Annotated in this window: 24 protein-coding genes; 15 read left to right on the forward strand and 9 right to left on the reverse strand. The window is 70.5% G+C overall.

The window, feature by feature from the left end:
* Positions 1-38 precede the first annotated feature (38 nt).
* A complete protein-coding gene (locus tag ACT53O_RS04040) occupies positions 39-3587 on the reverse strand; it encodes a S8 family serine peptidase (RefSeq protein WP_476151408.1) in 3549 nt (1182 codons plus the stop codon).
* Between the two features lie 17 nt (positions 3588-3604).
* Positions 3605-5323, reverse strand: a complete 1719-nt coding sequence (locus tag ACT53O_RS04045; protein ID WP_476151409.1) for a hypothetical protein — start codon at positions 5321-5323, stop codon at positions 3605-3607.
* Between the two features lie 287 nt (positions 5324-5610).
* Between ACT53O_RS04045 and ACT53O_RS04050 the strand changes: the two genes are divergently transcribed.
* From ACT53O_RS04050 to ACT53O_RS04080, 7 genes are all read left to right on the forward strand, one after another.
* Positions 5611-5757 (forward strand): hypothetical protein, encoded by a 147-nt coding sequence (locus ACT53O_RS04050; protein WP_476151410.1) that lies wholly within the window; start codon positions 5611-5613, stop codon positions 5755-5757.
* On the forward strand, positions 5757-5846 hold the full coding sequence (gene kdpF / locus ACT53O_RS04055) for a K(+)-transporting ATPase subunit F (protein WP_036319279.1): 90 nt from the start codon (positions 5757-5759) through the stop codon (positions 5844-5846). The genes ACT53O_RS04050 and kdpF overlap by 1 nt, the downstream gene beginning before the upstream one ends.
* Positions 5846-7534, forward strand: coding sequence for a potassium-transporting ATPase subunit KdpA (gene kdpA / locus ACT53O_RS04060; RefSeq protein ID WP_476151411.1), 1689 nt, complete (start codon positions 5846-5848; stop codon positions 7532-7534). The genes kdpF and kdpA overlap by 1 nt, the downstream gene beginning before the upstream one ends.
* A 1-nt stretch (position 7535) precedes the next feature.
* Positions 7536-9701 (forward strand): potassium-transporting ATPase subunit KdpB, encoded by a 2166-nt coding sequence (kdpB, locus tag ACT53O_RS04065; RefSeq protein ID WP_476151412.1) that lies wholly within the window; start codon positions 7536-7538, stop codon positions 9699-9701.
* A gap of 24 nt (positions 9702-9725) precedes the next feature.
* Positions 9726-10334 carry a potassium-transporting ATPase subunit KdpC gene (gene kdpC / locus ACT53O_RS04070; protein ID WP_476151413.1) on the forward strand — a complete coding sequence of 203 codons (609 nt, stop codon included), beginning with the start codon at positions 9726-9728 and terminating at the stop codon, positions 10332-10334.
* A 97-nt stretch (positions 10335-10431) separates the two neighbouring features.
* Positions 10432-12984, forward strand: a complete 2553-nt coding sequence (locus ACT53O_RS04075; protein ID WP_476151414.1) for a DUF4118 domain-containing protein — start codon at positions 10432-10434, stop codon at positions 12982-12984.
* A gap of 4 nt (positions 12985-12988) precedes the next feature.
* On the forward strand, positions 12989-13678 hold the full coding sequence (locus ACT53O_RS04080) for a response regulator (RefSeq protein WP_476151415.1): 690 nt from the start codon (positions 12989-12991) through the stop codon (positions 13676-13678).
* A gap of 127 nt (positions 13679-13805) precedes the next feature.
* On the opposite strand, the gene ACT53O_RS04085 is transcribed toward ACT53O_RS04080, so the two are convergent.
* The 4 genes from ACT53O_RS04085 to ACT53O_RS04100 form a co-directional block, all read right to left on the reverse strand.
* The gene (locus tag ACT53O_RS04085) at positions 13806-14768 is read right to left on the reverse strand and encodes an SRPBCC family protein (RefSeq protein WP_476151416.1); all 963 of its coding nucleotides are present in this window, start codon (positions 14766-14768) and stop codon (positions 13806-13808) included.
* Position 14769: 1 nt separating this feature from the next.
* Entirely contained in the window at positions 14770-15132 is a 363-nt protein-coding gene (locus ACT53O_RS04090; RefSeq protein WP_036319301.1) for an ArsR/SmtB family transcription factor, read from the reverse strand.
* A 273-nt stretch (positions 15133-15405) separates the two neighbouring features.
* Entirely contained in the window at positions 15406-15741 is a 336-nt protein-coding gene (locus ACT53O_RS04095) for a TraR/DksA family transcriptional regulator (RefSeq protein WP_295817854.1), read from the reverse strand.
* A complete protein-coding gene (locus tag ACT53O_RS04100; RefSeq protein WP_294943043.1) occupies positions 15738-16133 on the reverse strand; it encodes a VOC family protein in 396 nt (131 codons plus the stop codon). The genes ACT53O_RS04095 and ACT53O_RS04100 overlap by 4 nt, the downstream gene beginning before the upstream one ends.
* 108 nt (positions 16134-16241) lie before the next feature.
* Here ACT53O_RS04100 and ACT53O_RS04105 point away from each other — a divergent pair, with 108 nt between their 5' ends.
* From ACT53O_RS04105 to ACT53O_RS04125, 5 genes are all read left to right on the forward strand, one after another.
* On the forward strand, positions 16242-16511 hold the full coding sequence (locus ACT53O_RS04105; protein ID WP_036319319.1) for a hypothetical protein: 270 nt from the start codon (positions 16242-16244) through the stop codon (positions 16509-16511).
* 120 nt (positions 16512-16631) lie between these two features.
* Complete coding sequence (gene purL, locus ACT53O_RS04110) at positions 16632-18968, forward strand: phosphoribosylformylglycinamidine synthase subunit PurL (protein ID WP_476151417.1); 2337 nt, start codon at positions 16632-16634, stop codon at positions 18966-18968.
* Positions 18969-18973: 5 nt separating this feature from the next.
* Complete coding sequence (locus ACT53O_RS04115; RefSeq protein ID WP_259457186.1) at positions 18974-19108, forward strand: hypothetical protein; 135 nt, start codon at positions 18974-18976, stop codon at positions 19106-19108.
* Between the two features lie 162 nt (positions 19109-19270).
* The gene (locus ACT53O_RS04120) at positions 19271-20230 is read left to right on the forward strand and encodes a hypothetical protein (RefSeq protein WP_476151418.1); all 960 of its coding nucleotides are present in this window, start codon (positions 19271-19273) and stop codon (positions 20228-20230) included.
* A gap of 9 nt (positions 20231-20239) precedes the next feature.
* Positions 20240-21001: a hypothetical protein gene (locus tag ACT53O_RS04125; protein ID WP_476151419.1), complete on the forward strand. Its 762-nt coding sequence runs from the start codon at positions 20240-20242 to the stop codon at positions 20999-21001.
* Positions 21002-21010: 9 nt separating this feature from the next.
* Here ACT53O_RS04125 and ACT53O_RS04130 read toward each other — a convergent pair whose 3' ends face one another.
* The 3 genes from ACT53O_RS04130 to ACT53O_RS04140 are packed head-to-tail and all read right to left on the reverse strand — an operon-like array spanning position 21011 to position 24140.
* Positions 21011-21901, reverse strand: coding sequence for a glycine betaine ABC transporter substrate-binding protein (locus tag ACT53O_RS04130; protein ID WP_476151420.1), 891 nt, complete (start codon positions 21899-21901; stop codon positions 21011-21013).
* Positions 21898-22854, reverse strand: coding sequence for an ABC transporter permease (locus tag ACT53O_RS04135; RefSeq protein ID WP_347418201.1), 957 nt, complete (start codon positions 22852-22854; stop codon positions 21898-21900). The genes ACT53O_RS04130 and ACT53O_RS04135 overlap by 4 nt, the downstream gene beginning before the upstream one ends.
* A complete protein-coding gene (locus tag ACT53O_RS04140; RefSeq protein ID WP_476151421.1) occupies positions 22854-24140 on the reverse strand; it encodes a quaternary amine ABC transporter ATP-binding protein in 1287 nt (428 codons plus the stop codon). Before ACT53O_RS04140 ends, ACT53O_RS04135 begins: the two co-directional genes overlap by 1 nt.
* Before the next feature lie 357 nt (positions 24141-24497).
* Between ACT53O_RS04140 and ACT53O_RS04145 the strand changes: the two genes are divergently transcribed.
* Genes ACT53O_RS04145 through ACT53O_RS04155 form a run of 3 tightly spaced genes read left to right on the forward strand, consistent with a single transcriptional unit; the run spans position 24498 to position 26496 of the window.
* Entirely contained in the window at positions 24498-24890 is a 393-nt protein-coding gene (locus tag ACT53O_RS04145) for a GntR family transcriptional regulator (protein ID WP_036288828.1), read from the forward strand.
* Positions 24887-25813: an ABC transporter ATP-binding protein gene (locus tag ACT53O_RS04150; protein WP_135949559.1), complete on the forward strand. Its 927-nt coding sequence runs from the start codon at positions 24887-24889 to the stop codon at positions 25811-25813. Before ACT53O_RS04145 ends, ACT53O_RS04150 begins: the two co-directional genes overlap by 4 nt.
* The gene (locus ACT53O_RS04155) at positions 25810-26496 is read left to right on the forward strand and encodes a hypothetical protein (protein ID WP_112932224.1); all 687 of its coding nucleotides are present in this window, start codon (positions 25810-25812) and stop codon (positions 26494-26496) included. The genes ACT53O_RS04150 and ACT53O_RS04155 overlap by 4 nt, the downstream gene beginning before the upstream one ends.
* Positions 26497-26504 lie beyond the last annotated feature (8 nt).

The following is a 26504-nucleotide window of genomic DNA, read 5'->3' on the forward strand; positions in this document are numbered from 1 at the left end:
GCATCCCGAAGGGTGCGGGGCGTCTGCGACGACGGCGGTCAGGACCGGCGGCGACGACGCCACACGAGCACCGAGCCGCCCGCGACGAGCATGCCGGCGAACGCCGCCAGGAGGAGCACGCCGGTCCCATCCTGTCCGGATGTGGCCAGCGACCCACCCCGCGGCGCACTGCTCACCGAGCCGCCCGATCCCGTCGGATCACCCGGGGTGGAGCCTCCCGGCGCGGGCGTTTCGGGGGTCGGGGTCGACCCACCGGCATCCGTCGCGGTGGGCGTCACGATCTCCGCGCGCGCCGCACCGTCGCCATGCAGATGCAGCACGAGCATCTGCGGCAGGGCATCGCCGCGACGGGTCACCGTCAGCGAACCGGGCTGGTCGGCGAAGATCGGCGTTCCGGTCGTGCCGAACTGCAGTGCGGGCCGGTAGGCGTCGATGGTCGCCGGCGCCGTCTGATCGACGAGCGCACTGCGGATGCCGCCGTCGAAGGCCGGGTTGTAGAACGAACGGGTCTGCACGATGTAGCGCACCGTCGTCGCGGTGGTCTTCGCGGTGTAGCCCAGCGCCGACAGGGAGGTCGACAGGGTCACCACCGTGTTGTCGAAGACGTTGGTGCCCTGGTCGCCGAAGAGGCCATTCACGGGACGCTGTTCGATGACGTCTCCGGTCACCGCGTCGATCGTCATCGCGACCGGGATGTCCCCGTCGGCGTCCTGCCCGGGCTGCAGCTGCACGATGAAGTCGGGGCGGCTGTCGCCGTTGACATCCAACTGCACCATCGGCCACGTCAGCGGCGACATCCGCGCCCATTCGCCGGCCATCTGCACGCCGAACGTCAGCACGCCCTGCGTGGGGTCGCTCAGCAGCGGCGCCGTCGACGACGCTCCGACGGCGAGGATGTCGGCGCTCTTCAGCGTGTGCTGCGCCGATCCGGCCGGGAACGACAGTGCAGGGGAGGTCGCGCCGAGGATGAGCGGAACCATCATCGACCGGTAGCGCTCGCTGCCGGCGCCCTGGTCGAGCCCGCGGCCCGACATGGCGAGCGAGCCGGTGGCGCCCTGGAATGCGACACCGTCGACATGCGTCTCGGAGTACGGACGCGGTGCAGCGTACACGGACAGGCGCACCGGGAAGGTGCCGACCGGCCCGATCGCTTCGAGAACACCGGAAGCGTCGGTCACGAACTGCCGCGGCGCCGTGTCGACGATCTTCGACATGGTCGGATCGATCGTGTGCCGAAGTGCGGTCGGATCGTCGATGCGCAAGGTCAGCGTCACCGCCACGGACCCCTTCGCCGGAACGGTCACGGAGGCCGGCGAGACGTCGTAGCTGACGCCCGGTGTCTCCGTGCGCGGCGCGTAGCGCAACGCGACGGTCTGGGCGGTCGGTCCATCGTTGCCGACCCGAATGGTCCGGGTCTGGACGACCGGCTGGGTGCCGACGTTGACGACGCCGAAGGACGCGCTCAGCAGATCCCCGTTCTCTTCCGACAGCAGGCTGATCGTCCCGCGGACAGCGGCGAGCGCGTCGATCCGTCCCGTGCCGACGCGCGCCGGGCCGTATGCGATCGGGTTGCTGCCGACGGTGAGCACGTCGTGAGCCGCGGTGTTCATGATCTGCTGCCTCACCCGCTCGGGCGCCCAATCCGGATGCGCTTCCTTCACGAGCGCGGCGATGCCCGCAACATGCGGGGTGGCCATCGAAGTACCGCTCATGACCTCGCGCCCTGCGCCGCTGCCGTTCCCGGCCGACGTGATCGTCACGCCGGGGGCGGCCACATCGGGCTTGAGCACGTTGTCGATCGAGCCGTGCGTTCCACGGGAGGTGAACGAGGCGATCGTATCGATGCGTGACGGGTCGGTGTGATCGATGACGTGCCGCAGGTCGCTGCGCAGTTCGATCACGAGTGTGCCGGACGTCATCGCGGAGCGCAGACTCTGCGACTCTCCGCCGGTGAGCTGCGCACCGGGAATGTCCGCGTTGCCGGCGATGCCGTTCTCGAAGCTGTCGGACTGGCTGGTGAGGACGACGCCGACGGCCCCCGCGTCGCGGGCGTTGTCGAAACGCGTCGCCGAACCGCACGCCACGTTGCTGTCGTCCCACTCCAGCCACACGATCTTGCCGCTCGCTCGTTGCGCGTCCGCCGCGCTGAACGGCCGGCATCCGTCCAGGTTGCCCGTGTCGGTGAGCCCGATGACCGAGGCGGTGACGTCGAAGTCCCACACGTAGGACTGGCCGTACTGCACCCGGATCTGCTCCGCGGCGTTCTGAGCCGGATCGCCGATCGTCGCCAGCGCCGCGTCGGCGAGACCGTGACCGCTCGCGGATGCCGCGACGGTCAAGGCGCTCTCGGTAGTGCCCGGGCTGCCGGCCACGTCCGTCACATCGCCGGAGTTGCCCGCCGCGACGACGGGCAGCACTCCTGCTTTGACGATCTGATCGAGCTTCGCGTTGTCGGGGTCGTCGATGGCGCCGTAGTTCGTGCCGAGGGAGAGGTTGACGACATCGATCTCGGTTCCGGACGCGACCTTCTGCGCGATCCACTCCAGTGCCGCTCCGGTGAGCGACGTGCTGCCGCCGCCGTCGCCGAAGACCTTCAGCGCGATGAGGCCGGCCTGCGGCGCAGCCCCGGGGCTGATCGAGAAGTCCTTCTGCACGCTCTCCGACGACAGACTGCGGTAGTCGCCGCGGAAGGTGGTGAGGTCGTTGCTGACGCCGCGCCCCAGGACCGTTCCGGCAACGTGCGTGCCGTGGTTTCCGCCCGGGCCGTCGATGGGGTTGGCGTCGGGCACCGGGATGGGATCGTAGCCGGGCTGACCGATGGCGCCGTTGTAGGTGGGACCGGCGAAGTCCCACCCGCCGAGATACACGCTCGGATCGTACGAACCGGGCTGAGGGGCGTCCGTGGACGCCAGCGCCGCGGCGTAGGCGGCAGACGTGCCCGGGCCTCCGAAATCGGCGTGCGTGTAGTCGACGCCGGTGTCGATGACGGCCACCGTGACGCCCGTGCCCGTGTGCCCCGTCTGCTGCCACGTGTCGACGGCTCGCGTCAACGCATCCGAGGCGCCGTTGCTCGGCGTGGCCCCATCGACAGCGGGGACCTCGATCGACTGCGGCACGATGCGCGAGATCTTGACCACGTCGGGGCGCTCGGCGATCTGAGCCAGCGTCGCAGCGTCAGCGGTCACGGCGACACCCGGGACGGAATACGTCGAGGTGTAGAGGATGCGCGCGTCGCTGTCGACGGCGGTGACATCAGCCGCGACGTCCTTCGTCTTCTCCTCGTTCTTCGCCGCGACGTCCTCGGCCACCGAACTCGCCGTGGCGGAGGATGCGCCCTGCCGCCGCTGGTCAGTGCTCGCGGCCAGCGCACCTTCGCCGTCCGTCTGGATGAAGACGTCCACGGGGCCGGCGGCGGAGGCGATGCTGTCGGGCAGTACTGCCGTGCGCCCGCCGGCGGATGCCGGGGCAACGGGGATCTCGTCCAGCGAGCCGGTGTCAGCGAAGGCAGGCGCGGCGCCGGTGGCGACGAGGCAGCTGGCGATCAGGGCGGCTGCGGCCGCCCGAGCGCGAAGGGGTGTGCGGGGCATCGTGTGCTTTCCTGGGTTCAACGAGCGGGCGAGGTGGGAACGGGAAGCGCCGGGGGTGCGATGTCGCCCTCGAGCGGATCGACATCCGGCGACGGCGACGGGCTCGGCGCGGCACTCGGCGCGGGCGGAGCGGGCCGGTCGACGCGCGGCGTCGTCGTGGACGGCGTGATGGCCACCAGCGGCGAGCTCGGAGCGGGAGCCACCGCACTGCTGGAGGCACCGGAGCTGGGCACGATGTCCGCACTGGGCGCGGCGGAGCTTTCTGCGGTGACCATCAGCGGCAGCTGGATGCTGTACCCGAACGGCGCGCTGCCGGCGGTGATCCACACGGTGTAGGAGCCCGCGGCGATCGGGTCGAGGGTGACCAGCGGCATCCGGATGGTGCCGTCCTCCCCGGCATCGGCGTAGGCATCGGCGCCGACGGTCAGCGGCATCCGCTTCCATTGCGCGTCCCGGAGAGACACCCGCAGCGACGTTCCCGACGGGATTGCTGCGCCGGTCACGACGATCCCTCCCGCAGGATCGCTGAGCACGCGGGCCGCGACCGTCGACGGCGTCAACGCGAACGAGGAGGCGGGGCTGTCGGGATTTCCGGTGACGGTGAACGTCCCGAGGGCGTAGTCACCGGTGATCGTGGAGCGCGCCTCCAGCGTATAGACGCCCTCGGCCGCACCGTCGGGCGCCTTGACGCTGTTGTGGTGACGTCCCTCGCCATTCGTCCGCGAGATGCCCAGCGGGATTCGAATGCCACGCGAGGTCACCAGGGTGAGCTCGTACGTATCGAAGGGGATGAAGCCGGTCACGTCGAAGGCCATTCCGGGCGCGGTCGCGAACGCGGCGGCCGAGATCTGTGGTGCGGACGGCGTGAGCGTCTTGTTCTGCGTGCGCGGTGCCCCCGGGGTCACCATGAAGGTGCCGGAACCCTGCTGAGTGCCGTCCGCGGACTGCAGGCTGATGAGCCATTCACCGACGAGCGCGTTGACGGAGACCATCTGCATCTCGTAAGAGAAATCGCCGTTCTCATCCGAGTGCAGCCCCTCGTTCTCGCCGATCGCCACCATCGTGGTGTCGGGCATGCCGAGGTTGAAGAAGACGTGGGTCATCGGGGCGAAGCCGCTCGCGTGAACGACGACGGTTTTGTCCAGGAACTCGTCCTGGGTGATCGATGCGGGGTCGCTCCACACCTTCAGGCGCTCGCCGTCGGGCACGGTGATGTCCAGGAGAGCGGACCCTGCTTCTCCCGTGGACGTGTCGACGGTGATGCGGGCGACGCCGGGCTCCGGCTGGGTGTTCTCGGGGTCGACGTCGAGGGTTCGCACCCTGGTCACGATCGAGCCGTCGGCATCCGCGGTGATCGGTGCCCAGTGCTTCTGCAGGCCCGAGGCGAACGTGATGGAGATCGTCGCCGTCGCGCCGGGGGTCATGCCGTGAGCGGTCACCTCGACACCCGACGCCCACATCCAGTACTGCTCGATGGAGGTCTGATCGAGCGAGACCTGGATCGGCGCAACGTCGTGTGGCGCGGCGGCCACGACGCGACCACCCTGCGGCACCGCGCTCCCCTCGCTGGAGGCGACAGTCCAGCCGCCGGCCTCGGCGGCAGCGGTGTCGGCCCTCGCGACGGCGGTGGTGACGGTGCGCGCTGATGGGCCGGGCGCCTGCGCGGCGGCGGAGACGCCGCCGATGACGACGAGAGCGACCACAGCGGCGCCGACGATCGCAAGATTTCGCTTCATGGTGTCCTCACGAGACGGTGCGGAAGGTGACGTCGCCCAGTGAACCACGTTATGAAGTTTTTTTTCAGATATTCGGCGAAGCTTTACACGACCGTCACATTCGACCGCACCACAGCGGGGAAGCTCCCGGTCGTTGAGCGAGCGCAGTCCCCGGTCGTCGAGCGAGCGCAGCGAGTCGAAACGCCCCACCCCCGCCGGCGACGTGAGCGTGCCGTGAGGACCGCCCGCCGAGCCGTAGGGAAACCGTAAGGACGCCGGAAGCGGCCGCCGCGCAGGAGTTGGATCGGATGCCGTGCCCATGGTGGGCGCCCGCGCCGAAGTCGGAGCGCGGTCAGTGTCCGGGAGTTGCTGTGCTCGATGTGATCTACGTCGTCGTGACGGTCGCGGTGTTCGCGATCGTCGCCCTCGTCGCGAAGGGGGCGGAGCGACTCTGATGGACGTCTTCTCGATCATCGGCGCCGTGCTGGGCATCGCCAGCGTCGTCTACCTCGTCGTCGCCCTCGTGAAACCGGAACGCTTCTGATGGGCGTCGATTCCGCCGACATCTGGTTCGGTGTGCTCCAGATCGCCACCCTCGTCCTGCTGCTCGCACTGCTGTACCGCCCGGTCGGCGACCTCATGTTCCGCATCTTCACGGGCGAGAAGGATGCCGCCGCAGAGCGGGTCGTCTACCGCCTCATCGGGGTCGATCCGCGCAGCGAACAGACCTGGCAGGCCTATACCCGGGGCGTCCTCGCCTTCTCGCTCATGGGCGTGCTCGTCGTCTACGCGCTCCAGCGCCTGCAGGCGTTCCTGCCGGCCTCGCTCGGGCTGCCGGCCGTGCCCGAGGGCCTGGCGTTCAACACCGCGGCGTCCTTCGTCACCAACACCAACTGGCAGTCGTACTCCCCCGAGGCGACGATGGGCTACCTCGTGCAGCTCGCCGGCCTCACGGTGCAGAACTTCGTCTCGGCCGCCGTCGGCATCGCCGTCGCGATCGCGCTCGTGCGCGGCTTCGCGCGGCGCGGGCAGAGCACGATCGGCAACTTCTGGGTCGATCTCACGCGTGGCCTCGGCCGACTGCTGCTGCCGATCGCGCTCGTCGCTGCGGTCGTGCTGCTGGCGGGCGGCGTCATCCAGAACCTCAACGGCTTCGTCGATGCGCACACCCTCGCGGGCGCCACCCAGTCGATCCCGGGCGGACCGGTCGCCTCGCAGGAGGCGATCAAGATGCTCGGCACCAACGGCGGCGGGTTCTTCAACGCGAACTCCGCGCACCCCTTCGAGAACCCGACGCCGTGGACGAACCTGTTCCAGCTGCTGCTGATCCTCGTCGTCCCGATCTCGCTGCCGCGCACGTTCGGTCGCATGGTCGGCGACAACCGCCAGGGCTACGCGATCCTCGCGGTCATGTCGACCCTCGCGATCGCGTCGATCGCCGCGGTGAGCGCGCTCGAGGTCGCCGGACACGGCACCGCCCCGCAGCTGGCCGGGGGCGCGATGGAGGGCAAGGAGCAGCGGTTCGGCATCGTCGGCTCGGCGCTGTACGCGGCCGTCACGACGCTCACCTCGACCGGCGCCGTGAACTCGATGCACGACTCGTACACCGCGGCGGGCGGCATGATTCCGCTGCTGAACATGATGCTCGGCGAAGTCGCCCCCGGCGGCGTGGGCTCGGGTCTGTACGGCATGCTCGTGCTCGCGATCATCGCCGTGTTCGTCGGAGGTCTGCTGGTCGGTCGCACCCCCGAATACCTCGGCAAGAAGATCGGCCCCACCCAGATCAAGCTCGCGAGCCTGTACATCCTGGTGACTCCGACCCTGGTGCTGGCGGGAACGGCGTTGAGCTTCGGCATCCCCGCCGTGCGCGCCGACGTCGAGGCGACCTCGATCCTCAATCCCGGCATCCACGGGATGACGGAGGTGCTGTACGCGTTCACGTCGGCCGCGAACAACAATGGCTCGGCGTTCGCCGGACTCACCGCGAACACGCCCTGGTTCAACACGGCGCTGGGTGTGGTGATGCTGCTCGGACGGTTCGTCCCGATCGTGCTCGTGCTCGCCCTGGCCGGCTCGCTCGCCGCGCAGGAGCGCGTGCCCGCCACCGCCGGCACACTGCCGACGCACCGCCCGCAGTTCGTCGGGCTCCTCGCGGTCGTGACCGTGGTCATCACCGCACTGACGTATTTCCCCGTTCTCGCGCTGGGTCCCCTGGCAGAAGGTCTTTCCTGAAATGAACACGTCCGCTCCGGTCCTCGACCGTCCGCAACCCACCGGTGACGACCGTGCGTCCTCGCCCGCTCCGACCCGCCGCGCCTTCGGCTGGAGCCAGCTGATCGAGGCCCTTCCGGGGGCGCTGCGCAAGCTCAACCCCGCCGAGCTCTGGCGCAGCCCCGTCATGTTCCTCGTGTGGGTGGGCGCGGCCCTCACCACCGCGATCGCGATCGCCGAGCCCTTCCTCGGCGGTCCGCAGAGCTCGGGCGGCACCCCGGTGCCGGGCGGCTTCACGTGGGGCATCGCCGTGTGGCTCTGGCTGACGGTGCTGTTCGCGAACCTCGCCGAGTCGGTCGCCGAAGGCCGCGGCAAGGCGCAGGCGCAGGCCCTGCGCACGACCCGCACCGCCACGGTCGCGCACCGAGTGCGCGACTACGACGGCGCCGCGGATGCCGCGGCCACCACCGCCGCGACCGAAGACGTGGCCTCGTCGGAGCTGACCCTGGACGACGTCGTGGTCGTGTCGGCCGGCGAGCTCATCCCCGGCGACGGCGACGTCATCTGGGGCATCGCGACGGTCGACGAATCGGCCATCACCGGCGAATCGGCCCCCGTCGTGCGCGAATCCGGCGGCGACCGCAGCGCCGTCACCGGCGGCACGCGGGTGCTCAGCGACCGCGTCGTCGTCCGCATCACGTCCACGCCCGGTCAGACCTTCGTCGACCGCATGATCGCTCTCGTCGAGGGCGCGAACCGTCAGCGCACCCCCAACGAGATCGCCCTCGGCATCCTGCTGGCGAGCCTGTCGATCGTGTTCGTCGTCGTGGTGCTGACCCTCAACCCGATCGCCTCGTACGCGGCGAGCCCGGTCAGCATCCCCGTGCTCGTGGCACTGCTCGTCTGCCTCATCCCGACGACGATCGGTGCGCTGCTGTCGGCGATCGGCATCGCCGGCATGGACCGTCTCGTGCAGCACAACGTCCTGGCCATGTCGGGCCGCGCGGTCGAGGCCGCCGGCGACGTCACGACGCTGCTGCTCGACAAGACCGGCACGATCACCTACGGCAACCGTCGCGCGAGCGCCTTCCTGCCGCTGACCGGGGTGGAGGAGACCGAACTCGCGCGCACCGCCGCGCTGTCGTCGCTTTCCGACCCCACACCGGAAGGGGTCTCGATCGTCGAGCTCGCCACCGCGCGCGGCGTCGAGGCGACCGCTCCAGCCGACGCCGTCGCCGTCCCGTTCACCGCCCAGACCCGCATGAGCGGTCTGGATCTCGCCGACGGCACCGTCATCCGCAAGGGCGCCGGCAGCGCCGTGCTCGCCTGGATGGAGCAGACCGGTCCGGTGTCGGCCTCCGTGCGCACGCAGCTGACCTCGGACATCGAGTCCGTGTCGCAGTCGGGCGGCACGCCGCTGGTGGTGGCCGTTCAGGATGCCACCGAGGCGCGCGTGCTCGGCGTTGTGCACCTGAAGGACGTCGTCAAGGAGGGCCTCGCCGAGCGGTTCACACAGCTGCGTGCGATGGGCATCCGCACCGTGATGATCACGGGCGACAACCCCCTGACGGCGCGGGCGATCGCCGCCGAGGCGGGCGTCGACGACTTCCTCGCCGAGGCCACCCCGGAGGACAAGCTGGCGCTCATCCAGCGCGAACAGGCCGGTGGTGCCCTCGTTGCGATGACCGGCGACGGCACCAACGACGCCCCCGCGCTCGCGCAGGCCGACGTCGGCGTCGCAATGAACACGGGCACGTCGGCCGCGAAAGAGGCCGGCAACATGGTCGACCTCGACAGCGACCCGACCAAGCTCATCGACATCGTCCGCATCGGCAAGCAGCTGCTCATCACCCGAGGAGCACTGACGACGTTCTCCCTCGCCAATGACATCGCGAAGTACTTCGCGATCATCCCGGCGATGTTCATGGGCGTCTTCCCGGGACTCGCCGCGCTGAACCTCATGCAGCTGCACTCGCCCGCGTCGGCGGTCACGAGCGCCATCATCTTCAACGCGATCATCATCGTGGTGCTGATCCCGCTGGCGTTGAAGGGCGTCGCCTACCGGCCGGCGAGCGCCTCGCAGATCCTCGGGCGCAACCTCCTCGTCTACGGACTGGGCGGAGTCATCGCCCCCTTCGTCGGCATCAAGCTCATCGACCTCGTCGTGAGCCTTCTCCCGGGCTTCTGACCGGGCTCTTCGAAAGGCATCGTCATGTCCACCCGCACTTCCCTCCGCCATCTCGGCGTCGCCGCCCGCGCGATGCTGCTCGCCACGGTCGTCCTCGGCATCGCCTACACCGCCGTCATCACGGGCATCGGCCAGGTGGTCCTGCCCGCGCAGGCCAACGGTTCCCTCGTGCGCGACGCCGGCGGTCAGGTCGTCGGCAGCGCGCTGATCGGCCAGTCCTTCACGGATGCCGACGGGGCAGCCCTCCCCCAGTACTTCCAGTCGCGGCCATCGGCCGCGGGCAGCGGATACGACGGCGCGGCGTCCAGCGGGTCGAACCTCGGCCCGGAGAACAGCGACCTCGTGACCGCGATCGGCGAGCGCCAGGCCGCGATCGCCTCCGCGGACGGTGTCGCGGTGGGCGAGATCCCCGCCGATGCCGTCACGGCATCCGGGTCGGGACTCGACCCGCACATCTCGCCGGCGTACGCGAAGCTGCAGGTGGCCCGCGTCGCCGCGGCGCGCGGCCTCGATCCGGCGGTGGTCTCGGCGCTCGTCGATCAGCACACCAGCTCGCGCGACCTCGGCTTCCTGGGCGAGCCCCGCGTCGACGTGCTCGAGCTGAACCTCGCCCTCGACGCCGCCACGCGGTGACGATGGCTGCGGTGACGTGCGACGCGGCGCGTCCGCCGACATCGCTTGCACGTCGTTCGGGGCGGCTGCGCGGCGGCGGGAGAACTAGGGTGAACGCATGAAGCGGGGCAGACTGCGCGTGCTGCTCGGGGCGGCGCCGGGCGTCGGCAAGACCTACGAGATGCTGTCCGAGGGACACCGGCTGCTCGCCGACGGGCGCGACGTGGTCGTCGGCATCGTCGAGACCCACGGCCGGGCGGCCACCTCGGCCCGCGCGGAAGGCCTGCCCACGCTCGGACGCCGGCGTCTGCGCCATCGCGAGGTCGACCTCGACGAGCTCGACCTCGACGGCCTGCTGGATCGGCATCCCGAGATCGCGCTCGTCGACGAGCTCGCCCACACCAACGCACCGGGCTCCCGCAACGAGAAGCGATGGCAGGACGTCGAGGAGCTGCTGGCCGCCGGCATCGACGTGATCACGACCGTCAACGTCCAGCACATCGCCTCGCTGGGCGGCGTGGTCGCGCAGATCACCGGGGTCACTCAGCGCGAGACGGTGCCGGATGCCGTGGTGCGCGCCGCCGACCAGATCGAGGTCGTCGACCTCGCGCCGCAGTCGCTGCGCGACCGGCTCGCCGCCGGCGCCGTCTACCCCGCCGAGCGCATCGACGCGGCCCTGTCGAACTACTTCCGCCTCGGAAACCTCACGGCCCTGCGCGAACTCGCCCTCCTGTGGCTCGCCGACGAGGTCGACAGCGCGCTGCAGAGCTACCGCGAGGAGCACGGCATCCGCGGGGCGTGGCAGGCGCGCGAGCGGGTCGTCGTCGCCCTCACCGGCGGCCCGGAGGGCGACACGCTCCTGCAGCGCGGAGCGCGCATCGCCGCGCGTGCCGCCGGGGGCGAGTTGCTCGCGGTGCACGTGACGACGCAGGAGGGGCTGCGTGCGGCCGCTCCCGGTGCCCTCGCGGCCCAGCGCGCACTCGTCGAGTCGCTCGGCGGCAGCTACCACCAGGTGATCGGCGAGGACGTGCCGCGGACGCTGGTCGAGTTCGCCCGGTCGGTCAACGCGACCCAGCTCGTGCTGGGCGCCAGCCGTCGCAGCCGGCTCGGCGCGGCCTTCACCGGCCCGGGCATCGGGGCCACGGTCATTCGCGAGTCGGGCGACATCGACGTGCACATCGTGACCCACGCCGCCGCGGGCGGAAACCTGCACCTGCCGCGGCTGACCGGAGGGGCGCTGGGCTGGCGGCGGCGCATCCTGGGGCTGGTGGTCGCTCTCACCGGCGGGCCGCTGCTGTCGTGGCTGCTGTTCGCGACCGCGAACGAAGAGACGATCACCTCCGACGTGCTCTCCTACCAACTGCTCGTGGTCGTCGTCGCGTTGATCGGCGGGATCTGGCCGGCGCTGTTCGCGGCGGTGCTGTCGGGGTTGACGCTGGACTTCCTGTTCATCCATCCGCGTTTCACGGTCACGATCGACAACCCGCTGCACGCGCTGGCGCTCGTGCTGTACGTGGTGATCGCGATCCTGGTGAGCTGGATCGTCGACCAGGCGGCGCGGCGCACCCGCCGGGCACGGCGCGCCGCTGCGGAGTCGGAGCTGCTGGCGACGGTGTCGGGCAGCGTGCTGCGGGGCGAGAGCGCCGTTCCGGCCTTGGTCAGTCGCACGCGGGAAGCGTTCGGCGTGAGCGGGGCGCGCCTGCTGGCCGGAGACGGATCGACGCAGCAGGTGCTGGCGACCGACGGCGAGCCGGTGCGCGACGGCCGGGCGGTCGTGGTGCCCGTCGGCACGGATGCCGCGGGCGGCCCTCGGGCCACGCTGGAGCTGCACGGCGGCGATGTCGGCGGCCCCGAACGACGCCTCCTCGACGTCATCACCGCTCAACTCGCTGCGGCCCTGGAGCACAGCGAGCTCACGCAGACGGCCCGCACCGCCGACGCCCTGGCCGCGACCGACCAGGTGCGCACGGCGTTGCTGTCGGCGGTCAGCCACGATCTGCGCCGGCCGCTCGCGGCCGCCATCGCCGCCGTCGGCGGACTGCGTGCCGCGGGGCCCTCGCTCACCGCCGCCGACCGCGACGAGCTCGTCGAAACCGCGGACGAGTCGCTCGCCGCGCTCGCGGCGCTGGTCACCGACCTGCTCGATGTGAGCCGCGTGCAAGCGGGGGTGCTCGCCGTCTCGCTCTCCCCCGTCGATCTCGCGGGGGCAGTTCTCGAAGCCCTCGACGAGCTGGGCATCGGACCCGACGTCGTCGAACTCGCGCTCGATCCGACCGTTCCTGCGGTGCGCGCCGATCCCGTGCTGCTGCAGCGGGTCATCGTCAACGTGCTCGCCAATGCGCGCCGTTACGCGCCGCTCGGCACGCGCGTGCGCATCGCATCCAGCCGGCTCGGCTCGACCGTCGAGCTGCGGATCGTCGACCACGGCCCGGGCGTCAGCGCCGACCGCCAGGACGACATCTTCGCTCCCTTCCAGCGGCTCGGCGACACCGACAACACCACCGGGCTGGGGCTCGGGCTCGCCCTGTCGAAGGGCTTCACCGAGGGCATGGGCGGCACGCTGACGCCCGAGACCACGCCCGGCGGGGGGCTGACGATGGTGGTCTCGCTGCCGGTGGATGCCGCGGCATCCACTCTCGCCGCGCCCTCGGTCGCCGAAGCGGGAGGATGAGATCGTGAAGATCCTGGTCGCCGACGACGATCCGCAGCTCGTGCGGGCGCTGCGGATCACCCTCGCCGCGCACGGCTACGACGTCATCGCCGCGCCCGACGGCGCCGCCGCGATCGCCACGGCGGCGCAGGCGCGCCCCGACGTCGTCATGCTGGATCTCGGCATGCCGCGCCTGGACGGCATCGAGGTGATCCACGCGCTGCGCGGGTGGACCGATGTGCCGATCCTCGTCGTGTCCGGACGGACGGGCTCGGCCGACAAGGTCGAAGCTCTGGATGCCGGCGCCGACGACTACGTCACGAAGCCGTTCCAGATCGACGAGCTGCTCGCACGCCTGCGCGCCCTCGCACGTCGGCGGGGCGTGGCAGCGGCGGCATCCGTGGACACGCCTGTCGTGCGCTTCGGCGATGTGGAGGTCGACCTCGCCGCCACCCGGGTCGTCCGCGGCGGCGAGGTCGTGCACCTGACGCCGACGGAATGGCGGATGCTCGAGTTCCTCGCCCGCAACCCCGGCACGCTCGTGACCCGGCAGAACCTGCTGAGAGACATCTGGGGAACCGACCAGGTGGCCGACTCGGGTTATCTGCGCCTCTACATGTCGCAGCTGCGCAAGAAGCTCGAGCGCGATCCGGCGCATCCCCAGCACCTGCTCACCGAGCAGGGCATGGGCTACCGACTCGTGCTCGGCGACTGACCCGCGACGGTCGGGGCGCGGGCGTTTCGACTCGCTGCACTCGCTCAACGACCGGAGGGCGCACCCCTCCCGGTCGTTGAGCGAGGCGCGCAGCGCCGAGTCGAAACGCCCCGCGCCGCAGACGGGCTCAGCCCGCGACGACCGCCTCCAGGCGCGCGTACGACGCCTCCATGCCGTCGGTCATCCCCGTCGCGAGGATCATGTCGCGGGTCTCCTTGTCGGGGTACTCGATCAGCAGCGTGAGCAGGGTCGCGCCGTCCTCCTCGTAGAACTGCAGGTCGTTCACGGTCGACGGCCCCGGGGTGCCGATCATGCGCTCCGTCGACACCTCGCGCCACATCGGCTCGCTGAGCAGCCGCTCGCTCTCGAAGCCGAAGCGGGTCGACTCGTCGTCGCCCTGTTGCCAGACGAAGCGGGTGGTCTCGCCGACCTCGCACTCGACCATCTGCCAGCCGTCGGGGCCGAGCAGCCACTGACGCAGCAGCTCCGGCTCGTGGTGGGCACGCCAGACGAGCTCGCGCGAACCCTCGATGAGCCGGGTGATCCGCACGTGCTGATCGGTCAGCAGCTCGGTGCGAGTGCCCTTGCCCTGCGCGTACGCCCGGAGGTCCTGCAGCACGGCGTCGAGCTGGCTCATCGCCAGACGCGAACCCTCGATCGCCCCCATCGCGACGACCTGCTCGAGCGCCTCGAGCGAGGTGAAGTAGGTGGTGTTGGTGAGTCGCGAGCCGTCGGCGGTCGCCTCGAACGAGAAGACCATGCGCATCGAGGGGAAGCCGTCGAGCTTCTCACCGTCGTCGCCGACGAACGAGTCGAGCACCTCGAAGCTGCGTCCGGGGTCGACGTTCAGCACCTCCCACGATCCGGCGGAGCGCTGGCCCTGCGGGCTCGTCATCCGGTAGTCGACGCGGCCGCCGGGGCGGAGGTCGAACGCCGTGAACGTGGCCGGCCACCCGGGAGGACCCCAGAACCGCTCCAGTTGACGCGGGTTCGTGAAGGCCTCCCAGAGGCGGGAAACGGGCGCCGCGGCATCCGCGACGAGGGTCATCGTGAAGTTCTCGGGATCGGTGGTGATGTCGGTGACGGGCATGTCAGTCTCCTTGCGTGGGACGGGGATCGTGGGGTTCAGCGAGCAGGGCGTCGAGGCGGTCGATCCGCGAGCGCCAGAGGTCTTCGTAGCGGGCGAGCAGCGCTCGGGCACGCGCGATCATGCGCGGATCGGCGCGCACGAGGCGCTCGCGTCCCTCGGCGCGCTTGATGACGAGGCCGGCCGCTTCCAGCACGGCCACGTGCTTCTGCACCGCGGCGAACGACATGTCGTAGTCCGCGGCGAGTGCCGACACCGACTGCTCGTCGACGATGGTGCGGCGCAGGATGTCGCGCCGCGTCGCCGCCGCCAGGGCGTGGAACAGCCGATCGGTCTCATCGTCGCTCAACTCAGTTTGTACAACCATTTGGTTGTACGTTAGGCGACGGGATGCCGTGTGTCAACACCCTCGTTGTCGAGCGTCGGGAAGGCACCGACTGTCGTGCCGTCCACAACTCCGGAGACTCGCGGCCATGACGGCGAGACCTCGGCGCGTCGCGGGGTTTGCTGGCCACGGTTCCGGAGTTGTGAACGCCGTGACGGAACGTCCGGGCCGACGAGACCCACGCGCGGTTGCTGGACGACCGGGAGCAGCTTCAGGCGTGACATCGCTCCGCCTCGCGGGTCCGCAAGGCTCCGTTCAGGCGGCGCAAGCGATGCAGGTCGTGGCCATCGGCCGTGCCTCGAGCCGGCCCGCGGCGATGGGCCCGCCGCAGACGACGCAGGTTCCGTACGTCCCGGCATCCACGCGGGAAAGCGCGGCCGCGACCTCGGCCCGCTCGTCCTGCACCGAACGACGCAGTGCGTCGATGCGCTGCCACTCGCCGGAGAGGGTCGACCCCTCCGGATCGTGCTCGTCGTCGGCGGTCGCGTCGGCACGGTCGGAGAGCACCGACGCCTCGTCGGCGTCCAGCCGGGCCCACAACGCGTCGAGCTCCGCCGCGCGGGCGCGCAGCCGGTCGACCGGGTCGGTCATCCCTGGTAGCCGATGAGCCAGGTCACCCCGAACCGGTCGCGCACCTGACCGTCGTGGTCACCCCAGGGTCGCAAGGCGAGCGGGTCGAGCACGTCGCCCCCGTCGGCGAGCGCCGCGAACCACTCCTCCAAGACGGCCGGCTCGGCGGTGCCCAGCAGGGAGAACAGGATGCCGCGGAGTTCGAGTGTCGGCTCCCCGCTCGCGACATCCGAGGCGAAGAGCTCGACGACCCCCTGCAGCATGCCGTGCGCGATGCGGTCGGCGGGCCCGTCGTCGCGCCCGAACTCGCCGAACGTCGCGAGGACGAGCTCGCCGCCGAACACCCCGCGGTAGAACTCGAGGGCGTCGCGTGCGGTGCCGTCGAAGGAGAGGTACGGAGTGAGTCCGGTCATGAGGGCGAGGATACGTCGCGGCGACGACATCCACGACCCCTCCTGTCAACCCCCGTGCGTCGCCGCCGACGGCAGCGAACAGTGGAGCTCATGACGAAGGAGGACGACATGACCACCCCGCAGACATCCCCCGACACGACGCCTGGCGTCGGGACCGAAGACGCCCCCGCCGCGACCGAGCCCGATACCGAGGAGCTGACCGAGCCGAGCACGGAGAAGGATCCCGGCGAAGAGCCGCTGGCGCCGCACCCGGACGAGCCGCTCGCCCCGAACCCCGACGAGCCGCTGGCCCCGAACCCGATCGAACCCACGCTGCCGCAGGCCGCCGAGCCCAGCCATCACGCCGTCGGCATCGGCGTGATCGACGACGAGGCCTGACCGGGCCCCTCCCGGCCTCCTCCATCTCACCGCGGGTGGCGGAGCTCGGGGCCGCCCGGCCGACGGCGGCCCGGCTAGACTGAGGCCGTCCCCGGCACCCGAGTCTTGGAGTCCCGCCGCGTGAGCACCCCCGCATCCGACAGCAAGGTCGCAGACACTGTCGAGAACGCCGTCCAGACGCCGGAGAAGGAGCAGCCGTACGCGGCACTCGGACTCAAGAGCGACGAGTACGACCAGATCAAGCAGATCCTCGGCCGCCGTCCCACCAGCGGCGAGCTGGCGATGTACTCGGTGATGTGGAGCGAGCACTGCTCCTACAAGTCGTCGAAGATCTATCTGCGCCGCTTCGGCCAGAAGGTCTCGGAGGAGATGAAGGCCCGCCTCATGGTCGGCATGGGCCAGAATGCGGGCGTCGTGGACGTCGGCGAGGGCTGGGCCGTCACCTTCAAGGTCGAGAGCCACAACCACCCCAGCTACATCGAGCCCTTCCAGGGCGCGGCGACCGGCGTGGGCGGCATCGTCCGCGACATCATCTCGATGGGTGCGCGCCCGGTGGCCGTCATGGACCAGCTGCGCTTCGGCGCCATCGACAATCCCGACACCGCCCGCGTCGTGCACGGCGTGGTCAGCGGCATCAGCTTCTACGCGAACTGCCTGGGCCTGCCGAACATCGGCGGCGAGACGGTGTTCGACTCCGTCTACCAGGGCAACCCGCTGGTGAACGCCCTCGCGGTGGGCGTCATGCGCCACGAAGACATCAAGCTCGCCAACGCCACCGGTGCCGGCAACAAGGTGGTGCTCTTCGGCGCCCGCACCGGCGGTGACGGCATCGGCGGCGCGTCGATCCTCGCCTCCGACACCTTCGCCGACGGCGGCCCCACCAAGCGTCCCGCGGTGCAGGTGGGCGACCCGTTCGCCGAGAAGGTGCTCATCGAGTGCTGCTTGGAGCTGTACCGCGACGAACTCGTCGAGGCGATCCAGGACCTCGGCGCCGCGGGCATCTCCTGCGCGACGAGCGAGCTGGCCGCCAACGGCGGCTCGGGCATGCGCGTCGACCTCGAGAACGTGCTGCTGCGCGACCCCACGCTCACGCCGGAGGAGATCCTCATGAGCGAGAGCCAGGAGCGCATGATGGCGATCGTCGCGCCCGAGAAGCTCGACGCGTTTCTCGCCGTCACGGGCAAGTGGGATGTCGAGACGAGCGTCCTCGGCGAGGTGACCGGCGACGGCCGGCTGCAGATCTTCTGGCACGGCGAGCAGATCGTCGACGTCGACCCCTCGACCGTGGCCGTCGACGGCCCCGTCTACGAGCGCCCCGTCGCCTACCCGACCTGGATCGACGCCCTGCGCGACGACTCGGCATCCGCCCTGCCCCGTACCGATGACGCCGCGACGCTGAAGGCGCAGTTCCTCGACCTGCTCGGCAGCCCGAACCTCGCCGACACCAGCTGGGTGACCAACCAGTACGACTACTACGTCATGGGAAACACCGCCCTCAGCTTCCCCGACGACGCCGGCATGATCCGCGTCGACGAGGAGAGCGGCCTCGGCTTCGCCATCGCCACCGACTGCAACGGACGCTTCTGCCAGCTCGACCCCTACGCGGGCGCGCAGCTGGCCCTCGCCGAGGCATACCGCAACGTCGCCGTCACCGGTGCGGTGCCCACCGCCGTCACCGACTGCCTCAACTTCGGCAGCCCGGAGAACCCCGAGGTGATGTGGCAGTTCGGTCAGGCGGTCGACGGTCTCGCCGACGCGTGCCTCGAGCTCGGCGTGCCGGTCACCGGCGGCAACGTCAGCTTCTACAACCAGACCGGCGACACCCCGATCTTCCCGACACCCGTCGTCGGCGTTCTGGGCATCATCGACGACGTCGCCCGTCGCATTCCGAGCGGCTGGCAGGATGCCGGCGAGAACATCTACCTGCTGGGCGTCACGGCCACCGAGCTGAGCGGCTCGGCGTGGGCAGAGACCGTGCACGGCCACCTCGGCGGACGCCCGCCGGCGGTCGACCTCGCCCAGGAGAAGCGTCTCGCGGAGCTCATCCACGCGGCATCCCAGCAGGAGCTGGTCTCCAGCGCCCACGACCTCTCGTCGGGCGGGCTCGCCCAGGCCCTGGCTGAGGCGGTGACGCGCTTCGGCGTCGGCGCCCGCGTCTGGCTGCGCGAGATCATGGAGCGCGACGGTGTGGATGCCGCGACCGCCCTGTTCAGCGAGTCCACCGGCCGCGTCATCGTCTCGGTGCCGCGCGAGGAGGACGTGAAGTTCCGCGGGCTGTGCGAGGGTCGGGGCTACCCCGTGCTGCGCATCGGCGTCACCGACGCCGCGACGGACGCGGCCGAGAACGCCCTGGAGGTGCAGGACGTGTTCACCCTGACCGTCTCCGAGCTGCGCGCGCGGTCGCAGGCGACACTGCCGGCCGCGTTCGGGCCGACGGTGGTCGGGCCCGTAGGCTGAGCCGCATGAGCGAGCAGGACGAGTACGAGGGCATGAACGAGGCGCGCACGCGCCGTACCCGCATCATCGCCTGGGTCACGATCGTCGCCCTCATCCTCGTGGGCGGCGGCGCGACGGTGCTCGCGTTGCTCTTCGGCTGAGCCACGCCACCACCTCCGCAGGAACGCACGTACTCCGCAGCGCAACGCCTGCGCAGGTGCGGAGTTCGTCACCATCTGCGGAGTTCGTCACGGCTCACCCGGGCGGATGCCGCGGCATCCCTCTCTGCGAGCGCTCCCAGGCGGCCTGGCTAGGCTGAGGGCGTGGATCCGCTCTGGGCGACGATCGCCGAGTTCTGGTGGATCGGACCGGCGACGATCGGTACCGGCACCCTCGGCTGGCTCGGCCTGCGCCGCGAACGGCGCGAGCGCCGCCGGCGCATCGAGCTGGACGCGGCCCGACTCGAGCTGCGCACCGCGAAGCGCGATGCGGCGACAGCCCGTGCCGCGGTGCGGGTGGCGCGCACAGAGCTCGATCGGCTGCAGGCTGAGCGCACCACCGGTCGGGCGAGCGCGGCAGAGGTCGCCGCGGCCCGTCGGGAGCTGGATCGCGCCACCGACGAGGTCCGCGTGGCGACCGCGACAGCCCGCTCGCGGCGTGCACACGTGTCGGCCGCTCGTGCGGCACTGCCGCCGGCGGGAGACGACGCGCACCTGCCGCTCGCGCGCGTGATGGGCGCACACGACGAGATCATCGCGCGGTGGATGACGTACGAGACCGATCCGGCACGGCTCATCGCCTTTCCGGCGATGACCGATGCGCGCCAGCCCGCCACCGCCGCCTTCCTCGCCGCCGACCAGGTGGCGCGCCAGCACCGCCCCGCCACGGCGCACGCCCGTGTCGCACCCGCTCGCTTCACCGCGTACCGCGACGCGGTGGCGGCAGCCGGGCGCGCCTTCGCCGTGGCCGAGGCCGAGGCCTGGCGGCAGGCGCGCGCGGCGGGTGACGCACCCGCACGCCCCCAACCCGGAGATCCGGATGCCGCGAGCACCGGTGCCCCGGTGCGCGAGCAGTGGACGATCATCGCGCAGAGCCTGACGCAGACCGCGCTCGCGCGCGGCACCGAAGCGCTGGCCCGGGTGGTGGCGGCGCGCACGTCGCCGGCGACGCGCACCACGGCATCCTCGGGCACGGCGACCGGAGCCGGCGCCGCGGGCGGTCCGGATGCCGACGGTGATGACGGCCGTCACGTGTGGCCCGTGCCCGGTCGACCCCGCGCGTAAGGTAAGCCCGTGGATCAGTTCTGGGAGTTCGCGCAGCACTACTGGTGGCTGGTGTTTCCCCTCATGGGCATCGCCGGCGGCTTCGTGCGCCGCTGGGACGTGCTGGCGCAGCGCCGCCACGCGCGCCGGCTCGAGGTCATGCGGGCGAAGGCCGAGCTGAAGACAATCACCGCGTCCACACGGGTCACGGGCGCCGGCGATCCGCAGCCCATCACCAAGCCGTCGCCCCTGCCCGACCAGCTCGCGAAGCTGTTCGCCGTGCACGACGACGTGACGGCGCGCTGGCTGGAGTACGAGCTGGACGTCGCCCGCATGATCGCCTTTCCGACCATGAGCGATGGACGTCAGCCGTTGACCGCGGCATTCCTGCGCGCGAAGAAGATCGCCGACCGGCTGCGCCCGGCGTCGGCGGATGCCCGCGTCAGCGCGGATCAGGTCGCGGAATACCGCACCGCCGTCACCGATTACGAAGTCGCGTTCGATCTCGCCGAGCGCGACGCCCGACGCGTGCGTGATTCGCAGTTCACCGACGCCGAGCGCAAGCGCCTGGCCACCGCCCAGCAGCTGCTGGCCGTCGCGCTCGACCAGTCCGCCACGCCGGCAGAACGTCAGGTCGCCTACCGCCGGGTGCGCGAGGAGGTCGACGGCCTGCTCGCCCTCTCCGACGAGGCCGTCGAGCGTCTCGAGACCAAGGTCGCCCTGCAGCTCGAGCGTCCGCAGCCGACCCCCGACGACGAACGGGGCCCGGCAGACGCCGGACCCCGTTCCTGACCGCGATCGTCAGGACGTGAGGCTGTCGACCCACTCCTGGTTCTCGGCGATCCACTTCTTGATCACCGGCGCGTAGTCGTCACCGCTGTACTCGTTGAACATCGCGTTCTCGAGCGAGGCGAGCGTGTCGGTGGGCATCGTGAAGTTCGAGATCCAGCCGTGCACCTCGGGATGGTCCTTCGCGAACGACGTCGCGGCCACCGAGTGGATGCTCTCGGCATCCCCCAGCAGACCCTTCGGGTCGGCGAGGTCCTTCACCGGGAACGCGTTGTACGCCCAGTGCGGCCGCCACAGCGTCACCGCGATGTTCTGCCCGGCATCCGTCGCCTTCTTGAGCTCGGCGAGCATGGCCGGCGTGGACGACTCCACGAGTTCCATCCCCTCGAGCCCGTAGCCGGGAACGACATCGTCGCCGGTGATGCGCATGAGCCCCGAGCCCGGTTCGATGCCGACGATGCGACCGCCGAACTGGTCGGATGCCGCGGCCAGCTGATCGAGCGAGTCGATCGGCGCGTCGGCGTTGACGGCGACGGTGAGTCGCGCGTCGTCGTTCCAGGCCCCGAGGTCGTCGACCTTGTCGCCGTAGCGCTCCATGTAGTCGGCGTGCGTGGTGGGCAGCCAGGTGTCCAGCACGAGGTCGAAGTCGCCGCGAGCGAGGCCCTGGTAAACGGGCGCGACGTCGGCGAACGTGAGCTTCACGTCATAGCCCTTGTCCTCGAGGATCGACTGCCACAGGTACGACGCGGCGATGCCCTCGTCCCACCCGTTGAACACGGCGATCTCGATCGACTTCGCGTCGGAACCGCCCGCGCCTCCCGTGCCGCCGGCGCAGCCGCTCAGGGTGAGCGCTGCGGCGGCGCTCAGGGCGATACCGCCCAGGATGCTCTTGGTCTTGTTCATGCTGACGTCCTCTCCATCCGCGTGCTGTCCGCGGATCGGTCGGTGTCAGCCGCGGACTCTCCGCGGCTGGGGCGGGCCGTCGACCCGCCGTTGCGGGTGCGGCGCGCCGCACCCGCCCGGCGCGGGGCACGAGGTCGGCCCAGCGCCGAAGTCAGACGGTCGAGGATCATCGCGATCATGACGACCGACAGGCCGGCTTCGAAGCCCAGGCCCACGTTGATGCGCCCGATGGCGCGAACGATCTCGCCGCCGAGTCCGCCGGCGCCGACCATGCCCGCGATGACGACCATCGAGAGACTGAGCATGATCACCTGGTTGACGCCGGCCATGATCGACGGCAGCGCCAGCGGGATCTGAATCTGCCGCAGCACACGCGCCGGCGAAGCCCCGAACGCGTACCCCGCCTCGACGACCTCGCTGTCGACGCCCCGGATGCCGAGTTCGGTCAGCCGCACGCCGGGGGCGATCGCGAAGAGGATCGTCGCGATCATGCCCGGCACCGCCCCGACGCCGAAGAAGATGATCGCGGGGATGAGGTAGACGAAGGCGGGCATCGTCTGCAGGAAGTCGAGCACGGGGCGCACGATGCGCGAGACGGCGTCGCTGCGGGCAGCCCAGATGCCGACGGGGATCGCGATCACGATCGCGACGAGCGCCGCGACGATGACCAGGGCGAGGGTGTCCATCGCGTTGTCCCACTGATCGACGCCCACAATCACGAGCAGGCCGAGGGCGGTGCCCAGCGCCAGGCGCCAGCCGCTCACGGCGAACGCCGCCGCGGCGAGCACGACGATCAGCAGCCAGAACGGCGGCGCCATGAGCACGGCGTCCACCGCGTCGTAGACGGCGCCCAGAACGAGCGCCACCGCGTCGAACAGTCCGCGCAGCGCGTCGCCGACGACATCGACGACCGTCTCGGCCCACTGGCCCACCGGAATGCGGAACCCGTCCATCAGCGCTCTCCCTCCGTCGCGGCATCCACCAGCGGCGTGAACTCGGCCACCATCTCCAGCGGGGTCTGCACGACCGCCATCTCGCGCGTCGTCGCCGGAACGTTGCCGAGAGCGGCGAGCAGTGTGATGCGCGGGATCACTCCACGCAGGCGTCCCTGATCGTCGACGACGGCCAGGGGAACGGACGCCTCCACGGCGGTCTCGACGATGTCGGTGAGCAGGTCGTCGGGACCGACCGTCGGCACGCGGGTGTCGACGATGCGCCGCAGGTCGCTCTCGCCCGACTTCACCGCTCGGATCACGGCCCGGTCGGTGACCACGCCCACGAGGCGGCGGTTCTCGGTCGCGAACACGGCACCGGCCTGGTTCTCACGCATCGTGCGCAGTGCCCCGCGCACGCCCGCCGTGATCGGCGTCGACAGCGACGGCGGCTCCATGACGGCGGATGCCGTGAGCACGCGCGCCCGGTCGACGTCCTGAACGAACTGCGCCACGTAGTCGTTGGCGGGATCGGTCAGGATCTCTTCCGGTGTGCCGTTCTGCACGATGCGACCGTCACGCATCACGGCGATGCGGTCGCCGAGGAACATCGCCTCGTTGAGGTCGTGCGTGATGAACACGATCGTGCGGCCGAGCTCGCGCTGCAGCTCCACCAGCTGCTCCTGCATCTCGCGGCGGATGAGCGGGTCGAGCGCCGAGAAGGCCTCGTCCATCAGCAGGATGTCGGTGCCGGCCGTCAGGGCGCGCGCGATGCCGACCCGCTGACGCATGCCGCCGGAGAGCTGGTCGGGAAGCGCATCGGCGCGATCGCCGAGGCCCACGCGCTGGAGGATGTCACGCGCACGTTCGCGGCGCTCGGTCTTGCCGACGCCCTGGATCTCCAGCGCGTACGCCGCGTTGTCGAGCACGCTCAGGTGCGGCAGCAGGGCGAAGTGCTGGAAGACCATCGACACCGACTCGCGGCGGATGGTGCGCAGCTGTGCCGGCGAGGCCGTGGTGACGTTGCGGCCGGCGATGGTCACCTCGCCGGCGGTGGGGGTCAGCAGGCCGTTGAGTATGCGGATGATCGTGGACTTGCCCGAGCCGGACAACCCCATGATGACGAAGATCTCGCCACGGTTCACCGTGAAGCTCGCGTCCACCACGGCCGCGGTGCCGGCATCGGCCACGTCGGCGCGGGAGTGACCCGCGCGCAGGCGCGCCACGGCATCCTTCGGATCACGCCCGAAGACTTTGAACAGATGCCGCGCCTCCAAGAGGGGCGCAGCGGAAACAGCGTCGGTCACAGAACACCTCGGCAGCCCGGTGCACAGGCTGCATCGGTCACGCCCGGGTGACGGCCACTCGCGCTCGGGCAGAGCGCTCGGCACCGGACATCGGATCCGGGCACAGGCCGCCGACCTTACGTCCGCCGGTGCCAACGGGCACGACAGCGGTCGCGGACTGGTCTGGGGTCGACCCCGCGTGGGGGCCGCCACCACCGTTTCATCCGGGTGAATGCGCACGCAAATTGGACGCGACGCCGACTTCTCGCTATCGCGCGCACGCGAAGGCGGAGGCGCTCCGGCAGCGCTTGACGTCGCCAGCGTTATGTGGTTACTTAGTCAAGTAACTAACCAATTCACTGGATGCCGGGAGGCCACGTGATCGATGAGGGACGAGCGCTCTTCGTGCAGATCGCCGAGAGCGTCGAGGACTCCATCGTGGACGGGAGCCTTCCCGAAGACACACGCGCGCCGTCGACCAACGAACTGGCGGCGTTCTACCGCATCAACCCGGCCACGGCCGCGAAAGGAGTGAACATGCTCGTGGAGAAGGGCGTGCTCGTCAAGCGCCGTGGAATCGGCATGTTCGTGGCCGTCGGCGCCCGCGAGAGCCTGCGGGCCGAGCGGCGTGCCGCCTTCGCCGCCCGGTTCATCGAGCCTCTGCTCGCAGAAGCTCACACGCTCGGCCTCAGTGCCGACGAACTCGCCACGATGGTCCGCGACCACGCGGCCGCCCACATCACATCGACCACGGAAGGAGGCGCCCGATGACCGTCGTCCAGGTGACCGATCTCGTCAAGCGCTATAGGAACGCCGCCGCCCTGGATGGGGTGTCGCTGACGCTCGAAGCCAATGTCATCTATGGCCTGCTGGGCCGCAACGGCGCAGGCAAGACAACCCTGATGTCGATCCTGACCGCCCAGAACTTCGCGACGAGCGGCGAGGTCAGCGTCTTCGGCGAGAACCCGTACGAGAACAGCCGCGTGCTGGGCCGGATCTGCTTCGTCCGCGAGAGTCAGCGCTATCCCGACGACGCCCGACCCGTCCACGCCTTCCGGATGGCGGCGATGTTCTTCCCGCACTGGAACCAGGATCTCGCGGACGAGCTCATCGATGCGTTCCAGCTGCCCATGAAGACGCGGATCAAGAAGCTCTCCCGCGGGCAGCTGTCGGCGGTCGGTGTCATCATCGGACTCGCCTCGCGCGCCGAGCTGACGTTCTTCGACGAGCCCTACCTCGGACTGGATGCCGTCGCGCGCCAGATCTTCTACGACCGCCTCCTGGCCGACTACGCCGAACATCCCCGCACCATCGTGCTGTCCAGTCACCTCATCGACGAGGTCGCCGACCTCATCGAACGGGTGATCGTCATCGATCGCGGGCGCATCATCCTCGACGAGGAGACCGATGCCGTCCGCGGCCGGGCCTCGACGATCATCGGCGACGCCGTCGCCGTCGACGCCTTCACCGCGGGACGCGAGGTACTGCACCGCGAGAGCCTCGGCCGCGTGGCCAGCGCGACGGTTCTCGGCGAACTCGGCGTCCAGGATCGGGCGCAGCTCGCGGCATCCGGGCTCGAGGTGGGTGCGGTCTCTCTGCAGCAGCTGATCGTCCGCCTGACCCAGCACGATGCCGAATCCTCGGCCACGGCGAACGCCGCCGCAGCCACCACCGCCGAAGGAGCACGCCGATGAATCGGGTCTTCACCGTCACCCGGATGCAGTTCGTCAACAAGTACACGTTCGTGTGGCTGCCGCTGCTCATCCTCGTCGTCAGCCTCGTGCTCTCGATCGCGATCTTCGCGCTCATCCCCTACGGCGGGGCGAAGTACGGCGGCGGAAGCCAGGCTCCGATCTGGTATTTCTTCGGCCTGGGCATCATGTCGCTGAGCTACACCTTCCCGTTCTCGCAGGCCCTCAGCATCACGCGCCGGGAGTTCTTCTTCGGCACGATGCTCGCGGCACTGGTGACGGCCGTCCTGCTGGGCGCCGTCTTCGCCGTCGGCGGCGCGATCGAACGCGCCACGGGCGGCTGGGGTGTCAACGGCTACTTCTTCTCGCTGGACTGGGTGTGGACCGCCGGCCCCGGGGGCGCCGGGCTCTTCTTCGCCGTAGTGGCGATGGTGCTCTTCGTGGCCGGGTTCTGGGGAGCGACGCTCTACCGCCGCTTCGGCGCTCTCGGGCTGACGCTCACGCTGTCGGGCGTGGGGGTGCTGCTGATCGCCGCCCTGTGGCTCGTCGGGCGGATGGATGCCTGGGCGACGGTGTGGACGTGGCTCGCCGACCTGGGGCCGATGGGGCTGACCGCGGTGCTGGCCGTGCTGACGTGCATCCTCGGTGCCGCGTCGTTCCTCACGCTGCGCCGCGCCATCCCCTGACGCATCGG

Source organism: Microbacterium sp. DMC48 (genome assembly GCF_056313825.1).